The 23441-nt window shown below is 60.6% G+C and carries 20 protein-coding genes; 14 read left to right on the forward strand and 6 right to left on the reverse strand.

Going from position 1 to position 23441, the window contains the following annotated elements:
* The first annotated feature begins 8 nt into the window (after positions 1 to 8).
* The 10 genes from MOV63_RS21605 to MOV63_RS21650 all read left to right on the forward strand — a co-directional run bounded on the left by MOV63_RS21605 (position 9) and on the right by MOV63_RS21650 (position 11705).
* Positions 9 to 923, forward strand: coding sequence for a hypothetical protein (locus MOV63_RS21605; protein ID WP_247036689.1), 915 nt, complete (start codon positions 9 to 11; stop codon positions 921 to 923).
* Between the two features lie 32 nt (positions 924 to 955).
* Entirely contained in the window at positions 956 to 1870 is a 915-nt protein-coding gene (locus MOV63_RS21610; protein WP_247036691.1) for a DUF6282 family protein, read from the forward strand.
* A 602-nt stretch (positions 1871 to 2472) separates the two neighbouring features.
* Positions 2473 to 4263 carry an SARP family transcriptional regulator gene (locus MOV63_RS21615; RefSeq protein WP_405029363.1) on the forward strand — a complete coding sequence of 597 codons (1791 nt, stop codon included), beginning with the start codon at positions 2473 to 2475 and terminating at the stop codon, positions 4261 to 4263.
* Between the two features lie 39 nt (positions 4264 to 4302).
* A complete protein-coding gene (locus MOV63_RS21620) occupies positions 4303 to 5313 on the forward strand; it encodes a phosphatase PAP2 family protein (protein WP_247036693.1) in 1011 nt (336 codons plus the stop codon).
* A 34-nt stretch (positions 5314 to 5347) separates the two neighbouring features.
* Positions 5348 to 7045: a S8 family serine peptidase gene (locus MOV63_RS21625; protein ID WP_247036695.1), complete on the forward strand. Its 1698-nt coding sequence runs from the start codon at positions 5348 to 5350 to the stop codon at positions 7043 to 7045.
* A 354-nt stretch (positions 7046 to 7399) separates the two neighbouring features.
* Positions 7400 to 8764 carry an aKG-HExxH-type peptide beta-hydroxylase gene (locus MOV63_RS21630; protein ID WP_247036697.1) on the forward strand — a complete coding sequence of 455 codons (1365 nt, stop codon included), beginning with the start codon at positions 7400 to 7402 and terminating at the stop codon, positions 8762 to 8764.
* A gap of 60 nt (positions 8765 to 8824) precedes the next feature.
* Complete coding sequence (locus MOV63_RS21635) at positions 8825 to 9541, forward strand: ThiF family adenylyltransferase (RefSeq protein WP_247036699.1); 717 nt, start codon at positions 8825 to 8827, stop codon at positions 9539 to 9541.
* Positions 9538 to 10449, forward strand: a complete 912-nt coding sequence (locus tag MOV63_RS21640; RefSeq protein WP_247036701.1) for a bifunctional 2-polyprenyl-6-hydroxyphenol methylase/3-demethylubiquinol 3-O-methyltransferase UbiG — start codon at positions 9538 to 9540, stop codon at positions 10447 to 10449. The genes MOV63_RS21635 and MOV63_RS21640 overlap by 4 nt, the downstream gene beginning before the upstream one ends.
* Positions 10450 to 11109: 660 nt before the next feature.
* Complete coding sequence (locus tag MOV63_RS21645; protein ID WP_247036704.1) at positions 11110 to 11346, forward strand: hypothetical protein; 237 nt, start codon at positions 11110 to 11112, stop codon at positions 11344 to 11346.
* Positions 11347 to 11438: 92 nt separating this feature from the next.
* On the forward strand, positions 11439 to 11705 hold the full coding sequence (locus tag MOV63_RS21650; protein WP_247036707.1) for a hypothetical protein: 267 nt from the start codon (positions 11439 to 11441) through the stop codon (positions 11703 to 11705).
* A gap of 184 nt (positions 11706 to 11889) precedes the next feature.
* On the opposite strand, the gene MOV63_RS21655 is transcribed toward MOV63_RS21650, so the two are convergent.
* The 4 genes from MOV63_RS21655 to MOV63_RS21670 form a co-directional block, all read right to left on the reverse strand.
* Positions 11890 to 12741, reverse strand: a complete 852-nt coding sequence (locus MOV63_RS21655) for an NADPH-dependent oxidoreductase (protein ID WP_247036708.1) — start codon at positions 12739 to 12741, stop codon at positions 11890 to 11892.
* 167 nt (positions 12742 to 12908) lie between these two features.
* A complete protein-coding gene (locus MOV63_RS21660) occupies positions 12909 to 14582 on the reverse strand; it encodes a GMC oxidoreductase (RefSeq protein WP_247036709.1) in 1674 nt (557 codons plus the stop codon).
* A gap of 105 nt (positions 14583 to 14687) precedes the next feature.
* Positions 14688 to 15599, reverse strand: a complete 912-nt coding sequence (locus MOV63_RS21665) for a sugar phosphate isomerase/epimerase (RefSeq protein ID WP_247036710.1) — start codon at positions 15597 to 15599, stop codon at positions 14688 to 14690.
* Positions 15600 to 15825: 226 nt separating this feature from the next.
* On the reverse strand, positions 15826 to 16758 hold the full coding sequence (locus tag MOV63_RS21670) for a LysR family transcriptional regulator (protein WP_247036711.1): 933 nt from the start codon (positions 16756 to 16758) through the stop codon (positions 15826 to 15828).
* A 404-nt stretch (positions 16759 to 17162) separates the two neighbouring features.
* Here MOV63_RS21670 and MOV63_RS21675 point away from each other — a divergent pair, with 404 nt between their 5' ends.
* From MOV63_RS21675 to MOV63_RS21690, 4 genes are all read left to right on the forward strand, one after another.
* The gene (locus tag MOV63_RS21675; protein WP_247036712.1) at positions 17163 to 18518 is read left to right on the forward strand and encodes an ABC transporter substrate-binding protein; all 1356 of its coding nucleotides are present in this window, start codon (positions 17163 to 17165) and stop codon (positions 18516 to 18518) included.
* Positions 18519 to 18578: 60 nt separating this feature from the next.
* Positions 18579 to 19547, forward strand: a complete 969-nt coding sequence (locus MOV63_RS21680) for a carbohydrate ABC transporter permease (RefSeq protein ID WP_247036713.1) — start codon at positions 18579 to 18581, stop codon at positions 19545 to 19547.
* A 2-nt stretch (positions 19548 to 19549) separates the two neighbouring features.
* Complete coding sequence (locus MOV63_RS21685; protein WP_247036716.1) at positions 19550 to 20440, forward strand: carbohydrate ABC transporter permease; 891 nt, start codon at positions 19550 to 19552, stop codon at positions 20438 to 20440.
* 91 nt (positions 20441 to 20531) lie between these two features.
* On the forward strand, positions 20532 to 21590 hold the full coding sequence (locus tag MOV63_RS21690; protein WP_247036718.1) for an ABC transporter ATP-binding protein: 1059 nt from the start codon (positions 20532 to 20534) through the stop codon (positions 21588 to 21590).
* Positions 21591 to 21632: 42 nt separating this feature from the next.
* Here MOV63_RS21690 and MOV63_RS21695 read toward each other — a convergent pair whose 3' ends face one another.
* Positions 21633 to 22472 carry a MurR/RpiR family transcriptional regulator gene (locus tag MOV63_RS21695; protein ID WP_040124587.1) on the reverse strand — a complete coding sequence of 280 codons (840 nt, stop codon included), beginning with the start codon at positions 22470 to 22472 and terminating at the stop codon, positions 21633 to 21635.
* Positions 22473 to 22576: 104 nt separating this feature from the next.
* Entirely contained in the window at positions 22577 to 23254 is a 678-nt protein-coding gene (locus tag MOV63_RS21700) for an aspartate/glutamate racemase family protein (protein WP_247036719.1), read from the reverse strand.
* Between the last annotated feature and the right edge of the window lie 187 nt (positions 23255 to 23441).

Here is a 23441-nt window from a genome sequence, read left to right on the forward strand (position 1 = left end):
AATTGGACATGTACGCAGCAAACGACCCACGGGCGGCGCTCAATACTGCAACGGCCCGCAGCAATCCCGCTCCTGCCGCCTACAAGGGCGCGGAATATGCCCGCTTCTATGATGCCCCGCCGCAGGAGGTGACGGGCGGCAGCGAGACCTATTATGCGCGGGGCCAGAACCTTGTGGTCGCGCACACCAGGGGCAAAGCCGGCCTCGTGCTTTCCAGGACCAACCAGGTCGACGAATATGTGGTTCTGCTTCCCAACAAGGATACGCCGGTCGAGGTCCTCTGGAACGGTCAGAGCATTGTAGTTGGCGGCTATTGTCTCGTCGTCGTTCCGCCCGGAGACAGCGAGGTGCATCTGAAAGGCGACGGCGAGGTGATCCGGCTGATCACCACCCGCGCCGACGATCTCGTCGCCAAATGCTCGAACGCGGACTCCTATCTGAGCCCAGACCCGAACGTCCCGCCGTTCGAGCCCTGGCCCGACCCGGTCGGCGGCCACAAGCTGCGTCAATACAGCCTTGACGTACCGCCGGAACCCGGCCGCTTCGGCATCATCTTCCGCTGCTCGACGATCATGGTGAACTTCCTGCCCGGCAGTGGGCCGCGCGACATCACCAGGATGTCGCCGCACTTCCACGACGATTTCGAACAGTATTCGCTCTGCGTCGCGGGCGCCTACATCCATTACCTGCGCTGGCCCTGGATCAGCGATCTCAATGCCTGGAGGCCGGACGACGCGGAGCTTTGCGCAGCGCCCTCCGTCGCCGTCATTCCGCCCCCGGCCATCCACACGTCCCGGTCGATGGACCCGGTGAAGAACGTCCTGGTCGACATCTTCAGCCCGCCACGCGCCGATTTTTCCGCCAAACCCGGCTGGGTGCTGAATGCCAACGAATATCCCGCGCCAGGCAACACCGCACGCTGATCCGATTATCAGCCCTTAAGGGAGTACTTTGCATGACCGAAGCGTCCGCCGCCACCACTGACCGAAATGCCGAGATCGCCGATCTTCTTGTCGGCGCGGTCGATCTCCACTGCCATAGCGGGCCGGCGGTCTTCCCGCGGCTGCTGGATCACTACGAAGCCATGGTCGAGGCCTCCGCAGCCGGCTTTTCCGCCCTGGTCTACAAGGATCATTTCTACCCTGGCATGGCGCATGCCAAGCTGCTTGAGACGCTCTATCCGGATGCGGGCGTGCGCCTCTATTCCGGTGTCGCGCTCAACAATGCGAGCGGCGGTATCAATCCGCATGCGGTCGATCACGCGGTCAAGCTCGGCGGCAAGATCGTCTGGATGCCGACATTCGCGGCGGCGAACCATATCGACAAGAGCGCCAACGAGACCAAGAACTATCCAAAGAGCGCCGACCCGATGCTGCCGCCCATTCCGCTGAGCGTGCTCGACGAGAACGGCAAGCTTACCAAGGAAACCAATGAAGTTCTCGACGTGATCGCTGCCGGCGACATCATTCTTTCGAGCGGGCATCTCTCGGTGGACGAGCTGAAAGTGCTCTATCCGGAAGCCAAGCGGCGCGGGGTGAAGAAGATGATGATCAATCATCCCACCTATGTCATCGGTTGCTCGGACGACGATATCCGGGAACTGAGCCGGCTTGGCGTCTATATGGAACATTCCATCTGCATGTTCATCCCCAACGAGCGCGGTCCAGCCAGGTGGGACGCCACTGAATTGCGCCGCCTCGTGGATCTGGCGGGCGTGGAGATGACGATATTCGGCTCCGACCTCGGCCTCGTGAAGATGCCACGTCCGGTCGAAGGATACCGCGCCATCGTCAACGACCTGCTCGACCTGCAGGTGCCCAGGTCCGATATTCGCAAACTGGTGGGCGGCAATGCGGTGGAGCTGCTTTGAAAGGCACTTACCCCAAGAAGCACGTGCCGCAAGCGATCTGCAAACCGTGAACGTGCCTACCCAAAATGGCGGATGACCCCTACCAATATTAGGGGGCTTGTCACGGAGAACGGATAGGATGAATGGCCAAGGGATCCCTTGTATTATAGGTCAACTGGCCATGGGATCAGCCGCTCCTCATTTCCAGGAAACGACACGTTGCCGCCGCTGCGCTGAGAAGGGCAGGCAGATGTCTTTCGACCATGGTTGAGCTGTCAGAGGGGTGGTTGCACTCTCGGGGAAACCGGACGTTTCGGATCAACGCGACGGTCCTCCAATCCGAGAAAATGTAAAGGCTCGGCTTCAGTGCAACTCGTCAAGCCTCGTTTTTTAACGCTGTTTTGACGCTGCTTTGACAGCGGCGCGCTAGGGCAATTCCACGGTTTCCTGGGATGCTCTTCATGCTTCAATACGTTGATGGCCACAACGCTGGCATGCATTACCGAAGCACAAGTGCGCCTGTCGCGCTCTTGTCAAGGGACGCTTTTGTGTCAGACTGCCTGTCGGACGGGCGGCCTGGGTTCGATGATTTCATCGAAAGGGGCACAACACGAGTTGGACCGATGGATCGCATGGATGAAAAACATGCAGTGTTCCGGATGTACCTGCTTGGCCCATTCAGTCTTGTCGACAGCAAAGGGAAATCCGCCACACCCAAGTCCCAGAAGGCCCAGGCAATCCTTGCAATGCTTGCTCTGTCTGCGCGGGGATCACGTTCGCGGGTTTGGCTGAGAGACAAATTGTGGAGCGACCGCTCCGAGGATCAGGCGGCTGCCAGCCTGAGACAGGCCCTGCTGGATATTCATAAAGCCCTGGGTTCGTGTCGCGATCTCATCATCGCCGACAAGAACACGGTGTGGCTGGATATGGACAGCATCGCGCTCGACACCGATGACATGCTCCGCAGCGAGCGCCTGGCGGATCAGATCACCGATGAACTGCTCGAAGGCATGGATATCCGCGATCCTGAATTCGAAGACTGGCTGACCGTCGAGAGGCAGAACTGGTACCGACGCATCGAAGAAGGGCGCGTCGACGACGTGTTCGAACCTCGCCAGCAACCGCGCCGCGACGTCAGCACGCTATCGGCACTGCTGCCTTTGACAGGCTTGCCCGACCAGCGCCCCACCGATATTCCCCCGGCCACTGCAGGCAATGATCCGGACAAGCCGCCGTCCCCGGACAATATTCAGTGGACCATCGCTCTCCAGCCGCCGATTGTTGTTGGTGCCGGAGATGGCGGACAGATTGCGGCTTTGCAGTTTCAGAACCTGCTCGCCAAGGCGATCTTCGATGGATTGGGGCTCGGCATTACCGATCTCTCCTTCGATCCGCACCTTGGCCAACCGGATCGAAAAATGGGCCTGCCACTGTGTCTTCAACTGCGGCTGACGTACGATGGCAGTCAGGTGTTGGTAGAGCTGGCGATCAAGCATCTGCTGGACAACAGGATCATATGGCTTGGCAGCCGTATGATCGGACGCACCCAGATGGAGCGGTCCGAATACGGGATCGCCGCGGCGCTGATCAGCCAGGCGGTCGACCAGCTGTCGCTGTTTCAGGAGCTGAGCGCCGGCGACGGTCGCCTCGGCCGCGATGGTCTCTTCATCGATGCGGTCAACGCGATTTTTCGGCTTTCGAGAGGCGATCTCGAAAAAGCGGAAAGGCAGCTGCAGGAGCAGATTCAATATCAGCCGCGAGCCTCTGCCTTCGCCTGGTTGTCCTTCATCCGCACATTCCAGGTCGGCCAGCGCTTCAGCGTGCTGGATGCGCATCTGATCGAAGAGGCCCAGGCCTATGCGCGAAAGGCCCTTGAACTCGATCCGAACAATTCCGTCTCTTTGGCGCTGGTCGGACACGTTCATTCGTTCCTATTCCGGGAATACGACTACGCCGCCGGTCTGTTCGAGAAGTCGATCCGCCTCAACCCGGCCTTGCCACTGGGATGGGATCTCTATGCCATGCTGCACTGCTATGCGGGGCAGCCGGAGAAGGCCAGTGCAATGGCACGGTGGGTTCAGGAGCTTGGCGTCTACAGCGCCCATAAATATTACTTCGATACCACGAAATGCATCAGCGCCGGGTTGGCAGGAGACCACGCGGCAGCGATCGCGGCAGGCGAGGATGCGCTGCATTCCCGGCCGAACTTCAATAGCCTGTTGCGCTATCTCGCCTCCAGCCATGCCCACGCGGGCAATTTGGAGGTCGCGAACCAATATGTGGAACGGCTCGATAAGGTTGAAAACGGGTTTTCCATAACGTCGTTTCGCGGCACGGGCTATCCATTGCTCAGCACCGGCGGCGGAAAGCTGCTGCTCGACGGCTTGATCAAGGCCGGCGCCAGAATTCGCTAAGGCAACGTTCATGATGGTCTTATTTGAGGGGGCTGGGGCATGGTAGGGGAAGCAATTTTCGATGCGCAATCAAAGATTGCGCAGTTTATGAATTCATATAAATTTAAAGTTGAACCGGACACGGTTCTCCCATGCGAGCCGAGGCCTGTCGCTGCCCCCCTTCCGGAGGCGCTAGCACCGCCGCCCGCTGCGCCGGCTCCTTTGCCTGAGGAAGGTCCCCCCATAGACGAACCTCCGTTGATGATGGCGACAATGGCAGCTGCCTCGGTCCTCAACAAGAGCGTTGCGAACAAGTCGGTGCTCAACAAGGCCGCGCTCAATAAGAACAAGAATAAAAACAAAAATAAGAACAAAAACAAGTCGACGATGGATGGCGCAAGCCTCGGCGTATCGCAGCTCATTCCGGCGTTTGAATTGCGTCGATTGCACCAACAGCCGTCGCGCAACGCGTTTACGGCCGCGCGGCGCTTTACCTGGGAAATGCTCGACATCCTGCCGCCACCCGGCCCGGACTACACCAGACTGGAAGCAGCGGTGCTGCTTTCCATGCAGCGGCGCGATCGTGAGCGAGCGAGGCGATTGCCCGACATCCAGGCTGAGGCGACAATTTCCGTGTCGGAATTCACCCGCGCCTTGCATATCGAGGACATCGGCGGGTTCGAACAGACCGAGGGATTGTTTCAGGCGATCCTGACCGCCTGCGAATATGTCGGGCTTCTCTACAAAAGCCAGTTCAACAGGCTTCGGCCGAACCAGTTCGAATCCCTGTTGCGGCCGCTTCTGCCCGTGCCGGTGCACGAGTCCTATCCCAGCAACCATGCCTTCCAGTGCTTTTCGATCGTATTCGCTTTCTCGACGATCCTGCCTGAACATCCTGCAACGGACGACCTTGCCCGTATCGCGCAGAACGTCGCTGAAAATCGCGAATGGGCCGGATTGCATTATCCGAGCGATACGCAAGCTGGCCGGGATCTGGCGCGTCGCTTCGCCCCATACCTTCATGATGCGTTCGGGTCGCTTTTCCAGGCGGTCCACGACGAATGGGTTTGAGGCCGGTTTTTATTCTTTGGGGAGAACGAAGGTCATGACGTCCGCCGACATGGAAGCGCTGCAAGCTGTACCGATGGACTACTACTATCTCTGGCATCTGACGGCCTTGGGCGTCATCGATGCCGATTACGGTTCGCCGCCGATCGTACCGCCGGCCGAAAACGAGACCGCCGCGTCCCCAGTCCCTGACCCGGAGATCGCGGGAAGTGTCTGGGATACGATTGCGGCTGCCGGTCCTATCCATCCCGCCCGCGTCGCGCTGATCGATGTCGGAATAGCGCCCGATCATCCGAATTTGGCGACGCGGCTTGACCGGGAGGCCTCGATCGACCTCACGACCCATCGTTACGGCTCGCGCGTTGCCGAAATCCTCGATACGACCACCTCCTTCGATCGTGAAGAAAAGCAGTCGTTCTTCGCCGGGCTTGATATCACTCCGCTCGGAAATCTCGGCCTGTCCAACGATGATCGGGAATATATCGACGATATCGTCGCGGAATATGCGGCGTCGCAGGGCGTCGTCCGCCGGCTGTTCCGGCCGGAGTCGCTTTTTGCTTCCCATGGCACCTGCTGCGCCGGGCTGATCGTCGGCGAACCGGCCGCGGCGACGCAGGACGAGGTCCCGCCGGCTCTCCCCGAAGGCATATTCTACGGTGATGGCGGCACGCCATGCCCGAGCGCCAATCGCAATGTTCTTCCCTATTTCGGTGTCGATCCCTTCTCGCGGGTGATCTCGATCAGGACGTCTTTCGAGGACGATGTCCTGCAGTTCATCGCCGCGTTTCTCTACGCGTACCATCAGCGCGTCGACGTCATCGTCATGCCACGCGGCCTGCCGGACCCGAAACGCAGCCGGGTTATTCCGAAGAACGAATTGAAGGCCGATCTCGAACGCTGGAAAAATCAGGTCGCTGCCGATCTGTTCGCCCGTATTTCGCTGGCCGAACATGGTGGTGCCGAACTGGAGCCGAAAGCTGCGCAAAAGGGATCAAACCCTGATCGGGCGTGGCACATCCTCAAGAGGCTCATCGTCGCTATCAGCCACCATATTCCGATCGTTTGCGCGGCGGGAAACAGCGGTGAAAGCCAGTTGATCTATCCTGCCAGTCTGGCTGCCGATGACAACGGGGTCATCGCAGTCGGCGCGGTGACGGTCGAGGGCTACCGTTCAGGATACAGCAATTACGGCGAGGGGCTTACAGTCGTCTCGCCATCCGATGACGGCGAAGTTTTCAATCGTCATCAGTTGCGTATCGATCGTCTCTCTCCTTTCGCCGCGCAGCATGACTATCAGGCATTCGGACTGCGGGAATATCAGTATTCGCACTTCTCGTTGCTGACGACCGATCTTGCCGGCGCATTCGGCTACAACCGGGGCGCCGATCCATGGTCGTCGATTGTGCCATTCGGAGCCAATCCCGGAATTGGCGGAGGCTATTACACGACGTTCGGCGGCACGTCCGGAGCCTCCGCACAGGTGGGGGGCATCTGCGCCTTGATCCAGCGGGCACATAAAAGCCAGAATGATGGCGATGCGCGGCTCTCAGGCCCCGCAGTCAAGTCGATCCTTCAGGCCACTTCCCGCCTGGATGCGACCGTAGCGCCCGGAATGCGCGCTCTTACTCCCGATTGCATGAACGCCGATGGCGAAGATACTCTCGAGATGAGCTACTTCTTCGGGTTCGGCCTGCCCGACGTACCCGCAGCGATCGCCGCCGTCTTGGCTCCCTGACACCGGCTCTCGGCAAGGATCACCAGAATTGAAGCCCCCTGAAATGGGGGCTTTTTTGTCGGCGAAACGTCCTTTTAACGGAAGTTTAACGCAGTGCTGGCGTGCCGATGACGGGTCGGCAAGAAGCTCCTCTTATCGAAAGACCAGACGAGATCGTGGTTTCAAGCCGGATGGCCGTCGATGCGGCCGGTTCCGGCGGCAACTGATCTTCCCTGGAGTGGCGCGCCTCATGACGAGGTTTGAAAGCGTCCGGGGTGAGGAGAGCTTAAGATGTCTGCTTATCAAATCGAGCAGTTGGCGGATCAGGCCAGAGCCTTGCTCCAGCGTAATCCGCTCTTTTCGAGGTCCGGTTTCGTGAATGCGGCTGCAACGGGCAATATGCTGAAACAGCGACCTCGTTATGCCCGAATTCTTGCGGCCGCTTCCGAACTGCCGGAGAGCGTTGAAAGAGTAGAGGCCCTGGCCGCCTATTTCCCGGGCCTGTCCGATGGCGGATATCATGATGCCGACGCTTTCCTACCCACTCCAGCCTTCCTGCCTGTGCGAAGCGATCCTTACCGGTCTCCGGCTCTGGCTGCCTGGATGGATGAGCTTCAGCGGGCGCTGGAAAGCTACGTTGATGGCGCCAGTTCCGAGGTTGTGGACGACAACCTGCAGCCTCGTCTTGTGGCCGAGGACCTTGCGCTCGAGCGCCATCCGGTGCGCCGACTTGCCTGCGGTATCGGTCTTGTTCTGATCGACAGTCAGGAAGCGAGCCGCACCCTGGGCAAGCGCATCGCCCGTTGCCTGCCGGCCGATTCCGGCCTCGAACATGCCCAGACGAGCGACCGCGATATCGACCGGATCGCCGATCATCTCGCCGAGGCCATTACCTTGATCTCGACCGTCGATCCCGGCAGCTACCAACGGCTGACTGCAGGCCTTCATACCCTTTATATCGGCACCCGGCGCGGTGCGATAAGCTCGGTCTCCAGCTCCGGGGATCTGCCGGGGAGTGCCGTCGTGGTCCTGTCGCAGGAAAGACTGGACGCCGAAGACTATCCCGCCACCGCCGCGGAGCTTCTGCGCGAAGCGGGGCATGTCCTGCTGCGGCTATACACTGCGGCTGCGCCGTTATCGCTGCCCGCCGAGCTCCACTACGTCTCGCCATGCACACATAGTTTACAGACGCTCGAAAGCATCCTGCATATGGCCTACGCCATTCCCTGGGAGTGTGCCGTTCGCATCGCATGCTTGCCTTTCAGAGCACCGCCTGAGCACCGCGCGCGGGAAGCAGCTTTTGTTATTGCGTATGCTGCCCGCCTGATACCGCTCATCGATATCGCCCGCGAGGGGATCGAGCGTCTGGGCGGCGATGTTCTTCTCGACCTCCGGGACATCGCCGTCATTCCTTCCTGGGGCGCCGCAATCTTGGCGCTCGTCGACCGGCTCCTGGAACGGGAGCCGGTGGCCCGGCGCCAGGCTTATTACGCCCAGCGCCGGTGCGTCGTGGATCGTCAGGCCTGGGATCTCGGGCAGGTGATTCTGCGGGGAGAGCAGCCGATCGACCCAAGGATGGGCCGGCCGATGCTGCAGAGCAGCGGCGATGGTCTCAGCCTCTGGTATGATGGCCGGCTCCATACGATCCGCAAAGCCACCATCCGACCCCCCGATGCGCTTTCCATTAAAGATGTCGTGCTGGCGGGAACGTCAGGTTCGACCGTGATGGCGCATGCGTGACGGGTGAGCGCCGTTCTGTGAATTCGCAGCAGTCCTCGACTGGATCAAAGGTAAACGATCATGAAAGCCTTCGAATATCATGCCGATCTCTTTGTTGTCATTCACGACACGGATTTCGTAATTGTCGGATGTGGAGGCCTCGGCTCCCAGATCGCCTCCCAGCTTGCGGCACTCGGGGCTCGCAATTTCTTCCTCGTGGATGGCGACCGCATCGAAGAGAGCAGCCAAAACCGAAGAAGCCGGGCGACAGCGGAGGATACCGGTCGACTAAAGAGCGACCGGTTGGCAACCTATCTCGCCTCCCGCTTTTCTGCCGCCGTCGCGATCATGACCCAGTTCGCCGATGGAGCGGAAGCTGCCCGGCTTACCTTGGCCCGTACGCGTAAACCGTTCCTGATACTTGCAGAGGACGATGTTTCCCTGGCCCGCCAGTTCCTGGCGGAATATCACGCGACGGCGCCAGTGCCTCCACCTTACCTGCATGTCGGCCAACTCGGCCCGTTTTGTGTCGCCGGGCCGCTGGTGGCGCTGCCGGATGACGCCTGCCCCTTCTGTTGCTCGACATTGCCGGCATCGGTCGACACGGGGGTCGTAGCGCCGCCGTCGCCGGCCGACAACGCGCTGATTGCCTGCTTTGCGGTTTCGCAGATCGCCATCGAACGCCTTACCCACCGCAGTTCATTGCGCGGCCATCGCTGGCTCTTTGCTCCAGCCACGGGCCACGCCTCGCTGCATCCCGTTTCCAAGAGCCACGATTGCAAGGTGTGTCAACCATGAAGACCCTCTCTTCCCAGGACTACTATTTCTCGATCGTCGCAGCGCTGAAGCAGAAGAACGTGCCGCCTGGCGGCGAAGCAATGATGGAGGCGATACTTGCCGCCATCCCCAGCGGTTCGCGCAAGATCGTCGACTTCGGCTGCAATACCGGCTGGATCAGCCGGAGGGTTGCACTGGCTTTTCCGCAAGTCGAAGTGATCGGCGTGGACGAAAATCCGGCGATAATCGAGGTCGCGCGCGAGGTGGCGCGGCTGGAGGATTCGACAGCGGTATTTTCCCGCACCGACACGGTCGCGCTTCCCGACCTCATCTCGGAGGCGGACGTCATCATATGCGGAGGAAGCGCCGCCTTTTTCGACCGGCCGCTGGATCTCTACCGGATGGTGGCGCGATGCCTGAGGCCCGGCGGACTCCTGATGGATTGCCACTATGTCTACGACGCCGACGTGCCTCCTTTTCTTCGCCAGGAGGAGAAGGAAATGTTCGGCCTGGGGTGGATGCCTGACGGACTGAACGACATCGTGTCCGTCCACGAAGACGCAGGATTCAGCGTCGGAAAGATCAAGCGGCTGCCTCGGTTCCATTTTGAAGACAGTGCTGCAGCCCGGGTGGCGCGCCATATCCTGCACACGGTTCCGAAGATGCAGGAATTGGCGGAGGCGATGGCGAAACGCCGGCGGCTGATCAGCAAGCTGGCGCATCACCGACATCCCTATCTGCTGATAGCGCGCACCGGCGAACAGACCGTTGCCGAAGGCGTGACGCAACGCGAACGCACGGAAGTCCCGATGGCGTTCGACGCGATCACGTCCAATCGTCATGTTTCCGCGCGCCGCCCGATTGTCGTCCGGCGCAGCTTTTGGCGGGAGGCAGCAAGGGCGATTAGCCTGCATAGCGCATATCCGTAAAACCGGGACCGACATCAACTCAGATTGTCTCGTGGATTAATCAAAACCGCAGGCCTCGTTCAGATAAACGTTTGCTGCCGAGCCAGGCTTTTACGGGCCTGAATGCTGCGATGAAATTCGCGATTTCAGCCAGATCAGATTCTCCCCCAAACGCTCAGATGTTGAGATTTCCCCGGTCAGTCTTCGCAAGGCTGGCTGTTTGCTCGTCGCGATATTCGATTCTGTTGGCTTTTGTACCTTCGTTAGGGCGAGAGATTCGAAGTATTGAGATTCTCTTCATTGTTTTCCTGTTCACCGCGATTTTTTACGGAAATTTAACGCCGCGCTGGCGAGGCGATGACGGGTTCGAGAGAAAGTCTCATCACGAAAGACGGTGGAGACACAGTCCGGCTGGCCGAGATTGCCCGTTCCCGGCAGCACTCGACCGATAGGCAGAGGCCCACGCTCACAAACGCTTCAAGCCGGTGGGCAGATCCTCATGCCTGCTTTCGTTTCCGAAGGATGAAGAGCTCAAGGAGAGCTTCGGCAATACCGTTCAGCGGGCCGAGAGGAGATCCTCCAGTCATTCGGAAAATCGATGACGGCGACTGCTGTCTCGCCAGACTTAAAATCAAACACGACGTCCGCAGAAGCGGGTTTCGCCAAATAATGGAGTGAGAAATGACTGTGCCTATAGAGAAGATTGCCTTCCTCGTCGCCGCGGCCTGCATGGCTTCGTTTGCCGGACATGTCCTGGCCTATGACGGCCATCAGTCCGCTTCCGGAAACGAGGTTTCGTTCGCCACTCCGGTGGATGCCGCCAAAGCCGAGACAAAAGCCGATGTCGCACGCGACGTGGCGCAGGTCCGCGCCCCAACCCGTCGCGACAACCGGCTTGCCGGCGACGAACGGCAGTAGACTCCGGAAGCAAGCATCCAGACAGTTCATTCAAGACATCGATCGGCTGGGTCGCACCAGAAGCCGATCAGGCTAAACAAGGAACAACGATCATGAAAAACTCTGTCATCTCCACCGTCCTCGCCACCCTGGTGGTATCCACTTTTGCAGGCGGCAATGCCTTTGCGCAGGAAGGCGATTATTACGAGGGCGCCTCTCGCGACCGCGACAATCTGGCGGTCACGACGGATTCACCGGGCATCCCCTCGGTCACCCGTTACGGCTACCCGCTGTTGAAGCGTGATCAGCGTCTCAATGATCCTGCGTCTCCCATGATCGACAGCGGCGACTATTACGATGGCGCGGTGCGCGGTCGATAAACAGCCAGGATTGAAACTCGAGCGCCGGGATTTTCCGGCGCTCTCCTTCTGTAGCCGATGGCTCGTCCAAGATAGTCGAAACCTGAACGATCATCCTTCTTGGAACCAAGAGGCTGATGACCAGTGTTTCAACCAGTGGCGCAAATGACAAGCGGCATTTTATATCGCGCCTGCCGCCTTTTTGTTACTTCACCTTGAACCCCATGTGCCGCACGACGTCGAGAAGCGCATGCCGACCCTTCAGCGCCGCGGCGTCGGCGATGCGGTTGGCGATGACAGTCGTCCAGCCTCGGACAGCCATGGCTTGCCTGGTTTGGAAGGTGCGCATCGTATCGTCATAGGCAGTGAGATCCGCGTCGGAAGGTCTCGCCTGATAATGCTCGCGGTGCAGGACCAGTGATTGCGGCAGACGCGGCTTAACGTCGGTCTGGACGGCGGGATCGGGGTATCCGACCGTCATGCCAAATACCGCAAAGACCTCCGGCGGAAGACCAAGGACTTCACCCACTTCGGCGGGGTGATTGCGGATGCCGCCAATATAGCAGGTCCCAAGACCGAGCGATTCCAGCGCCGTGAGTGCATTCTGAGCGGCGAGCGACGCGTCAATCGCGCCCAGCAGGAAACTTTCCATATAGTCGAGGCCTTCGCCAGTCTTGCCGTGCTCGGCGGCGATTTTCCGGAGCCGAGACAGGTCGGCTAACCAGACGAGGAAAAGCGGCGCGGAGAGAATCTGCGGGTTGGGGGAAGCAAGTTCGGCAAGCCTTGCCCGGCGTTCCGGCTCCTCGACCGCGACAACACTCCACGCTTGCAAACTGGAGGATGTCGGGGCCGATTGCGCTGCGGCGACAGCCAATTGCAGAATGCCTTCCGGCACAGGCTTTGGCAGGTAGTTGCGGACGGAGCGGTGCGAAAGAATAGCCTCAAGAGCGTCGTTCCATTCCACAGTCTTTGCCGGCTGGTCTTTCCCGTAACGGCGGCGCAGGAAATCGGTTGCTGTTTTGCGCTGTGGAGGAGTGGCGAGGGGGTCGGCCGACATAGCGTGTCCTTGTTCATGGGTTTGGAACTTCGGTCGTCGCCAGCCTAGCACTTTGTCCTGGACGCGGCATGCCGGCCGCATCTTAAATAACCTGCGGAAAATGGGATTTTATTTCGTCTCGGTGGACCACAGCGCAACGCGCAGACAGCTCTGTGGAAGGTCTCCTCTCATCCCGGCGATTTTCGCGGAGGCCGGACCGAAGCCTGTTGTGCAAGTCGTCGGCAGGCGCGGACCGACAGCGCCATCACCGTCAGCGTCGTACCGGCGACCCCGCTCGTGGGGAAGGCGCTGGCATCGGTGACGAACAGGTTGGGAACGTCCCAGCTCTGGTTCCAGGAATTCAGAACCGATGTTTCAGCTGATGTTCCCATACGCACGCCGCCGCTTTCATGGATGGCGGCGCCCATCGACATGCTTCTGTGGAACATCCTTCGGAAGAGAAAGCGGCTAAGGGCATCGGCGTTGGGATAGGCGCCTTTGCCCATTTCCTTGAGGCCGAGGGGGGAGCCGATGAATTCCAGCTCGCCACCGGCCTGCTCGACGATCTCGATCAGTGTGTGTTCCTGCCGCCTGAGCAGGTCACGCTCCCCTGAACCCATGACGCATCGGATATGGGGAACCGGTATTTTCCACGCGTCCGTCTTGTTCGGGGCAAGTGTAACGCGATTGTCGGCATGCGGCAGCATCTGCCCATAGCCGAAGAACGCCATGCGGCCGGGAATACCGCCGGCGACAGGTCCTCTGCCGACGGTCCCCTGATAGGCGAAGTCGCTTCTCTTCTCGCCGCTGTCGAAGCCTTCGAAGCGCGGGATGAAGATGCCGCCGGATGCGGCATAGAATGGATCCGGCGGAGCAGACTCGTCCTTCGTCCAGCCTGGAACCGGGGGGAAGGCTCCGACAGCCAAACACGGCAGTTGATCCATGAAGTAGCGGCCCAACGTCCCCGAACTGTTGCCGAGACCGGCGGGATGTCCGGCTGACGCGGAATTCAAGAGCAGCCTGATGCTTTCGATCGGCGAGGCGCAGACGATGACGTTGGAGGCGTGCACCTTCTCGGTTTTGCCGGTCACGCCGTCCGTCACCTCCGCGCCGGTCGCCAAGCCGGTTTTGTCGTCCGTGGTGATACGGCGAACTACCGCGTTGTAGCGAATGGTCAGCCGGCCGCTTGCCTGCGCATCCCGAAGGGCGCGGGGAACACGCTTCGCTTCCGGAGCGACATAACGCCAGGAGACGATGCGCCGCTTGGGCCAGCGTCCTTCGACGGAGGCCTTGAACGCTTCTTCCGCCGGCGTCAGGTTGGAGCGATTGGCATAGACGCCATCGGGCATCGTCGAAACACGATCCTCCTGGCCATAGAGACCGAGATAGGATTCGACCTCGGAATAAAAGGGGGCGATCTCATCGTATGACAGGGGCCAGTCGACGCCTTCGCCGGTGCGGGTGTGCAGCCTGAAATCATCGTCGCTCCAGCGCACCAGAACCCGGCCGAACGTGTGCAGCCTGCCGCCGGCCTGGCGCCCTCGGATCCACAGGAACGGCGCATCCGCCGGCGTCGTGTAGGGGTTTTTGCGATCGTTGACAAAGAGGTGGCTCATCCACTCCTTGAAGAAGACGGCCCGCGCCTGGACGGCCTGCCCGTTGGCGGTGGCCATTGCCCGATCCCAGATTTTGATGTCCTTTTGAACCGCCGTCTTGCGCGCCGGGTCGAAGTCCTTTGGGCCGACCGCGGGCCCCGCCTCGAGAATAAGGACGGACAGGCCTTGGGCGGTGAGTTCTTTGGCCGCAAAAGACCCGGCCGCGCCGGACCCGACGACCAGTGCATCATAAGTGGCTTGAGACATCGCTTCTCGGTATCCTGCGCGGCAAATAAGTGTCCTGGAAGGCGGCGTTAAGGTGTTCGGGCCCTGATGGGTCTCGAAAGCTTCGTTTGCCGCCGGGCGTGGTCCCTAATGCGAGGGCCGCCGCAATTTCGAGAGCCATTCGGCGCTCGCCTTCGCGCATTCGAAGGGCGGCAGTGTCGGGAAATCGACCTCGGCGATCAGCCAGCCGTCGAAGTCACTGCCAAGGGCTGCAAGCATGCCGCCAAGATCGAGTTCACCCGAACCGGGTTCAGCCCAGAGACCGGAAACCACCGTCTCCTGATAGGTCTTGCCGGCGGCCTTGGCAGCATCACGCACCTGCAGCCGGCAGTCCTTGACGTGCATAACCCGGGTCCGGTCCCGATAATCCCTGATAAGGCCGATGACATCGGCGCCTGCCCATGAGAGATGGCCCGTATCGGGACCGAAGCCGAGCTGCTTCGCGCTGATATTGTCGAGGAGGCGGCGGGTTTCGGTTTCTGTCTCGATCCAGGTGCCGATATGCGGGTGGAGCGCCGCCTTGACGCCTTCTTCGCTCAGGATAGCCGAGGCCCGATCGACGAGATCGAATATCATCGCGAACCTGGCTTCGTCGAATTCCGCACCGACGCCGGGACGCATGACCCGCGGCGCATCCTTGGTCATCCGGGTAGCGATGAACATGTCGGTCAGGCCGAGCTCGGCCTGTTGAGCGGCGCTCGTGCGGGCCGTCTCCAGCGCCGCTTCTATCTCGACGCCGTGTTCCGGCAGCGCCATCGACAGGTAACCCGGGGCCGGCTTCAGGCCTGCATTCTGCAAGGCGCTCCTGTATTCCCCGATCGTCCATCCGGCTGGAACCTGCGCATGCACTGCATCAAAGCCGGACCGCGAGATTTCCTTCAGCAGCTCCTGTGGTGTCGGTCCCTTGGTCGGATCGAGCCAGCCGTCCGCCGTGGCGAACCACTGGATAGGATTGAGAGCAAATCTGTAGCCGCCGGGCGTGGAGAGAAAATCGGTCATGGATAGGGGTCGCTCCGTTTGAACGCGCCGCACGCCGCTCGGTTTGGGGCATGCCATCGCCGCGGCCGAACGGTTGCCCGAACGACGCGAGATGCCCTGCGGCATGTTTGGTGTTGGTTCGCCGCTCAAGATGTGCTGGCGGCGAGCATCCCAAGAGGTACATGAGCGCGTTCAACGAATAAAATAACTTCGGCTGGCGTAGGTATAACTGATCTTCATAGGGCAGCTATGCCACAGGAGGGGTTTCACCGATGCCGCTGGCCCGTTCAATTTCTCTCAGAAGCACCGAAACGGTCGGGCGGACTTCCCCTTTGCGGCGAAAGACCGCGTAGATATCGCGTGTGAGGGAAATCTCGTTGAAGTCGAGAGCGACCAATCCCAATCCGCTTCCCTGAAGGTTCGCTCGCGTCAAATACGCCAGATGATGGGTGCGAGAGATCATCGACGTCAGAAAATTGATCGACGTCGTTTCCACGGCCACGACAGGCTTCGGCAGGCCGGAGCTGCGAAAAAGCGATTCGAGCAGTAGCCGGTCGGTCTCGGGCAACGGTGGTAGAACCCAGCTGTATTCCGCAAGATCGGAGACCGACAGGTTCTTGCGTTGTGCAAGCGGATGCGATTGATGCGCAACGATTTTTACCGGCTCCCTCGCAACCAGCTTCCACTCGAAATCCTCGTTCAGGATATCACTCGGCTTGACCGTCAACACGACGTCGAGTTTGGCCGCGAAGAGTTGGGGGAGGAGGACTTCGTTGGTGCCTTCGTGCACCATGAGGGCAACATCAGGACGGGCGGCCGAAAAGCGGATCAACGCATCGGGAATAACTTGTCTGAGAGCCGCCGCCATGCTTCCGATCCGAAGCGAACCTCGACGTGCGCCCCGCAGTGCGTCTATTTCGTCGACGGCCTCGTTGGCCAAAGACAGCAGCAATTCGCTGTAGCCGATAAGTCGCTGCCCGAACAGCGTAACCTGAACTCCCGTCGGGCCTCGGTCGAGCAACCGGACGCCGAGCGCCTGCTCCAGGCTGCGAATGCTTTTGCTGAGGGCGGGCTGGGTGAGCCGCAGGTTCTCGGCCGCCATGCTGAAGCTACCCGTGTGCACGACGGCTATGAAGTGCCGGAGCTGTCGAAGGTCCAGTCGGTGCAGATTTTTGTTCATCGTGTCCGGTCGCGGGAGAGGCAGCTATGGTCCCAGTATGACCAAAGGTTATACCTCGGGCAATGTTAGTTGTTTGACTTCGAGCCCCCGCTGAACAGAGTGTGGTGTCATAAATGCCGGGCCGAACATTGCCTTTGCATCTCGCAGCGGGATCAACCTGCTGGGGCGATACGCATGGTGGAAGTGGCGGTCACGACAGGGGAACAGGATGATTACGCTGAATATTCCAAGGCCAAGAGGCGCAGCGTCATAGTCACGGAAGACGTGAGACGGCGGCTGGAGCCACCCTGGAGATTTGAACACGCCACCGAATTCTCTCAGCATCCGGAATGATGCGGAGAGCAGCCGTGCGCCCAGACGTAAGAATCCACGAACGGACCGTTCAAACAGGAGGTAAACGAATTATGGTGTCCCGAAAAATCGAAAAGGCGCGCGCGCCGACACTGCTGTCCACGTGTCTCGTGACGGCGCTGGCGCTGGCATCCCCCGACAGACTGGCGCATGCCCAGGCGGTTGAACTTCCCAAACCTCTGATCGACGCGGCCCAGGCCTATGCATCCAAACTGACGGGTGGGCAGAAGATCGGAGGGAAGGTCTCCATCCTCGGCGTCAATGGCGGTCGCGAACTCGAGATGCTGAAGGCAGCCTGGGCTCCCTTCCAGGCGGCGACCGGGATTGCCGTCGATTATACGGGAACGACCGACTTTGCCGCAGTGCTGCAGACCCGCGTCCAGGCAGGTGACCCACCGGATCTCGCGGGGTCTACCAACATCAACAACCTCGTGCGCCATGCGAAGCAAGGTGCTCTGAAGGATGTCGGCGCGATGGTCGGCGAAACTGCCATCAAGGGGAAGTTCGATCCCGGGCTCGTCGACGCCGCGAGCCTGAACGGCAAGATCTACGGGGTTTGGACCGAACTCAACAACTTCATGGTCTGGTACAATGTCCACACCTACGACGGCCCGAAAGATGCCCCCACCTGGGAGCAGTTCGATGCCTGGGCCGTCAAGCGCGCCAACGCCGGCAAGACGCCCTGGTGCTATACCGACGAACGGGGCGCTTCCTCGGGGGCGCTTGCCGGCAATTGGATCCAGGCCTACATCCTGAAGAACTCCGGCCAGAAAACCCTCAAGGGTCTTGGCGATGGCTCGATTTCCTGGACCGCTCCGGAAGTGAAGGCCGCGTTCGAGGCGTTCGGTAAAATTGCCCACGATCCCAAGATGGTTCCCGGTGGCCCGGTCGCGGCCATGTCGACGCCTGCGGTCAAAGTCGGGGCGGGGCTTTTCTACGATCCCCCGCAGTGTTCGGTTCTTCTCTGGGGAACATATGCCGGCAGCCTCACCAATCTGATCTATCCCAAGGTCAAGCCGATCGAAGATATGGATTTCATGCCGGTGCCGGGCAAACCGGAAAATGCGGCCTATGAGACGTTCGGCGGAACGCTTTACCTGGCATTCAGGGACACGCCGCAGGTCAAGGCATTCTTGTCTTACCTCGTATCGGACGAAGCCCAGAAGCTCGTGGCGTCCGCCGGCAACTGGACCGTTGCCAGCCAGGCGGTTCAGCCGAGCGACTATTCCAATCCCGTGCTCAAGCGGGCTCGCGAGACGCTGCTCAAGCCGGGTGTCACGCTTGTTGCCCAGCCGACCCAGGTTGTCGATCCGCCGGTAATCCAGGCGTTGTGGAAGGGTGTCGTGCAATACGTGCTCGATCCCGACAGCCTGGATAACGTGCTGCAGGCGATCGACGCTGCGAGATAAGCCGGACGATCATTTCCAGGAGCAGCCGGGCTGCTCCTGGCACAGGATGGAATAAACGCCATGAGTAGTCAGATTCTGCAACTTATCCTGGGGCTCCTTTCCTTGCCCGCAGTGGCTCTGGTCATCATTCTGCCGGGCGAACTGGCTATCAGGAGGTTTCCGCAAAAGACGCAGAGCAGCATCCGCCCGTGGATTTGGCTCTCGCCGGTCCTGGCTCTGGTGGGTCTGGTCATAGCCTATCCCCTCGTCGCTTCGATCGTTTACAGTTTCCGTGACGCGACCGGCAGCAACTGGGTCGGATTTAGAAACTTCGTCTGGGCATTCGGGACCGCCATGCGCCCAGTTCTGTTCAACAATGTCCTCTGGATCGTTGTCTTTCCTCTGCTGACGGCGGTGCTTGCCCTGACCGCCGCAATCATGCTGGACCGGGTCAAGTACGAGCGGGTCGCGAGAACCTTCCTGATCCTGCCAACTGCGATGTCCTTCGTCGCCGGCGCCGTCATCTGGAAGATGATGTATACTTATGAGCCGCCGATGCAGCCGCAGACGGGTACGCTCAACGCCATCTGGACGGCTGTCACGGGTAATATGCCGATCGCCTGGCTGATCGACCGCAACGTCAACAACTATGCGCTGATCTTCGTCGCCGTGTGGATGAGCATCGGTGTTGCGACGCTCATTCTGTCGGCGGGCGTCAAGAACATCCCGCGCGAACTGGTCGAGGCCGCCAAGATCGACGGGGCTGGGGAGTGGGCGGTCTTCCGCTTCGTGACGCTTCCCTCGCTCTGGCCGACGATCCTCGTGGTCCTGACAACCCAGGCGATCTTCTCCCTCAAGGTCTTCGACATCGTCTACGTCATGACCAACGGGTCCTTCGGTACCGACGTGATCGCCAACAAGATGTATTCGGAGCTCTTCGTGAAGCAGAATCTCGGAACGGCCAGCGCCATCGCCATCCTGCTCCTCATCCTCGCGTCTCCCGTGATCTTCATGAACATCAAGCAGATCAGGTCGGAGGGAGGAGAGTGACGATGTCCGCAATCGAAAGCCGCAGGGCCACGCTCGTTTCCGTGCGGCCGACCTCCAAGCTCGCAAGCCGGTTGAAGCGGATCGCGCTCCATGGCGCTGTCCTTCTTCTCTGTGTGGTCTGGTTCACGCCCGTCCTGTCGCTCTTCGTGACGACATTCCGCTCGGAAAGCGACTCCTCCCAGACGGGCTGGTGGCACGCCTTCGTCGAATGGCGGCCGGTGCTGTCGAACTATGTCGAGGCGATGTACCTGACCGGCGTCGGTCGCAGCGTCGTCAATTCGATCGTCTTGACGGTTCCGACCGTGCTCGGGACCGTGCTCTTCTCGGCAATTGGCGCTTTTGCCCTGGCGCGCATGCGGTTTCGCGGGCGTATCGCGCTGTTTCTTGCCATGGTCGGTTTCCAGGTATTGCCGCCCCAACTCGTCCTGGTGCCGATGCTGAAGTTCTTCCTCGCGGTTGGCCTTACGGGGACGTTCATACCGGTCTGGGTCATCGAAATGGGCCTGACGGTGCCGTTCGGGATCTTTCTCCTCTACGGCTTCTTCTCCAGCATCCCCTCGGATCTCGTGGAGGCGGCGCGCATCGACGGCGCCTCCGAACCGCGTATCTTCTTCCAGATCATCCTGCCGCTGTCGGGTGCCGTTCTCGCGTCGCTGGCAATCCTGCAATTCATGATCGCCTGGAACCACCTGCTGATCCCGCTGATCTTCCTGGGATCCGGTTCGCTCTCGCCACTCACGGTGCAGGTCGCGAGCCTTGCCCAGACCAATGCGGGCGGCCTCAATACGCTCACCGCGGCGACCTTCATCTCGGTGATCGTACCGCTGGTGCTGATCGTCAGCCTGCAGAAATATTTCGTGCGCGGCGTGCTCGGCGGCGCCGTCAAAGGATGACCGTCAATGGTCTTGCGATCCGCCCGGTGCGCAAGACGAATATCGGAGCGTTCGACCGGAAGGTCCGGCGCCCAAGACGAGGAATGGAAACATGGCAAACGTAAATCTGCGCGATGTCAGAAAAGTCTATAACCAGACCCAGGTCATCCACGGCGTGAATGTCGATATCGACGACGGCGAGTTCGTGGTTCTGGTCGGGCCGTCCGGATGCGGGAAATCGACTTTGCTGCGCATGATCGCCGGGCTGGAGGAAATCAGCGACGGCCAGGTCCATATCGGCTCGACCGTCGTCAACGAAATGTCTCCGAAGGACCGGGATATCGCCATGGTCTTTCAGAGTTATGCGCTTTACCCGCACATGACGGTCGCCCAGAACATGGGCTTTTCCCTGCAGCTGCGCGGCGATGCAAAGCCGGAAATTCGCGCCAAGGTCGAAAAGGCGGCAAAGATCCTTAATCTCGAGGCCCTGCTGGAGCGTTATCCGCGGCAGTTGTCGGGCGGCCAGCGGCAGCGTGTCGCGATGGGACGGGCAATCGTGCGTAACCCGCAGGTGTTCCTGTTCGACGAGCCTTTGTCCAACCTGGATGCCAAGTTGCGCGTCACCATGCGCGGCGAGATCAAGGCGCTGCACCAGCGGCTCGGAAGCACAATGATCTATGTGACACATGACCAGATCGAAGCCATGACCATGGCCGACAAGATCGTCGTTATGCGGGATGGTTTCGTCGAGCAGGTCGGCTCGCCTCTGGCTCTCTACGATCGTCCCGCCAACCTCTTCGTGGCAGGCTTCATCGGTTCGCCTGGCATGAATTTCCTGTCCGGCCGTTATGCGCAGGGGAGGGTCTGGATCGGCGATATTGCGCTTCCGGTCGCCGGGCCTCCGTCGTCGGAAAACGAGGGGCGCCATGTGGTCTACGGCATCCGTCCGGAGAATCTGAGCATGGGCGGCGAAGCTGGCCAGCCCCTCATCGTCGAGGTCGTCGAGCCAACCGGCGCCGAAACGCATGTCGTCGGCCAGGTCGCCGGCCAGCGGGTCATCGGGGTATTCCGCGAGCGGGTCACGACGCGGCCGGGGGATGTTCTTCGCGTGGAGTTTGATTCCCGAAAGGTGCATCTCTTCGACCCGCAGAGCGAGCAGCGCATAAACTGACGGTGGGTCGGCCGGCGCCCAATAGCGTCGGCGTCGATCCCGTCAGAGTTCGTCGAGCCCTTCATTCAGCGTCTCGATGTGGCGGAGGCGCTTTCTTCCCTCGACGCCTGCCTTTTCCAGGCACCGGGTGATGAGCAGATGGCAGAGGGCCATGACTGCCGTATGGTTGAAGAGCGGGCCGGGCGCCAGGGTTTGGCATTGGAAATGCCAGGTTGCCGACGTCTCGAACGCGGCGCCCTCGTCGGTGATATAGAGGAGCTTCGCTTTAGACCGCCGAAGCTGGGCCAGAATGGCGTCCACCTGCGCGATCCTCCGGCGCATGGCAAAGAACACCACGACGTCGTCTTCGCGCAAACTGACAAGGTGTTCTCCAAGCGTCTGCCCCGCGCCGGGGATTGCGACGATATCCTCGATGACCTGCGTCAACTGCCATTGCAGGTAGGAGGCAAAGGGGTGGCTGCTCCGGAAACCAAGCACCCAGACCTTCCTGGCCGCAATCATTGCGTCCGTCACAGCCTCGATCTGGCCCTCGGAAATGGAAAGGAACGTTGCTTCAAGATTGGCGACCCCCTGGGCGACATGCGCCTGCATCGATTGGGCCGCCGCGGCGTCGGCAGCGGTCGTCAGGAAGAGCCGGGAGCCGGTCTGTTTTTCGGCCCGGGCATGCCGGCGGGCTTCCTCGTAGTTTTCGTAACCGAGGCGCTGGATGAAACGTGTCACCGTGGCCTTGGAGACATGCGCCAGCGCTGCAAGCTCCTGCGCCGAATAGCTGGCAAGCTCGCCGGGAAAATCACAGACGAATTCTCCCACGCGCTTTTCGGCGGGCCGCAGTTCGGGCAGGGCTTGCCTGACCCGATACAGGAATGATTTATCCTTCGGCATAGGAAACTCCGCCAAGACATCAGCGGGCGGACCTTCCGGCGGGGCGCCGCGACTTGCAACAGAAAAAACGGCACCTCCATGGCGTTGTTCAGGAGACGCCCTGATCATTTCGCCCTCGCTCCGGCTTCGGGAGGATGGGCGATCCGGGAAAGCAACAGTTCGACAGCGGAGCGGATCGGCGCAATCACCGGTGACGAGAGAGCCTGCTGAAGATCGTCCGCCGCCTGGCCCAGCGGGCCGCCGCCGATAATGACGGCTTCAGCGCCGTCCCTTTCGAAACATTCCCGAACCGCGATCTCAAGAGCCGCGTGTAAACGCGCGGGGTCGGATGCAAGAACCAGCGGATCGCCGCTGGTCAGCCGTGTCCCGGCAAAGAGGTGGGCAAGGCCCAGCGTTTCAGCCTTGGCGGCGAAACTCGCCACGAGGTCGGGAGTGACGGTCGCGATGCCGAAACGCCGGCCTCCGGCGGAGGCCTCGTGCATGCTCGCCTCGCAGATGCCGACGACCGGCAGGCCGGACAGGGCTTTCAGGCGTTCGAGTCCCGGATCACCGAATGCACTGACGATCAACCCGTCGCTCATTCCCGCCGCGGCCAATCCCATTTCGACGACGCCGCCGGCCGCTGCAGCAAGCTCCTCGCCATTCAGGATCATCGATACTCCTCTCGTGGCGGTGACCCCCTCCACCGAGAATTTTTCCGGCAGGTATTTCCGGGCGATCTCGGTCATCATAACCGTCGTCGCCTGGGACGTGTTCGGATTGATCAATGTGATATGCGTCATGTCCCGTTCCGCGCGCGATTGCACGGACGCCCTCCCTGCCTTGTTATCGTCTCTCGTCATCTTTGGTGTTCAGGCATATTGCACACAAGCGACGCTGCCGGCCCCGCCGATCGGCATCAAGGCCGGTACCTCCGCGCGGCAGAGATCGGAAACCTGGGCGCAGCGCGGCGCGAAGGCGCAACCGGGC

Origin of the sequence: Neorhizobium sp. SHOUNA12A (genome assembly GCF_023006505.1) — a bacterium.
In the GTDB taxonomy this organism is placed as follows: Bacteria; Pseudomonadota; Alphaproteobacteria; order Rhizobiales; family Rhizobiaceae; genus Neorhizobium.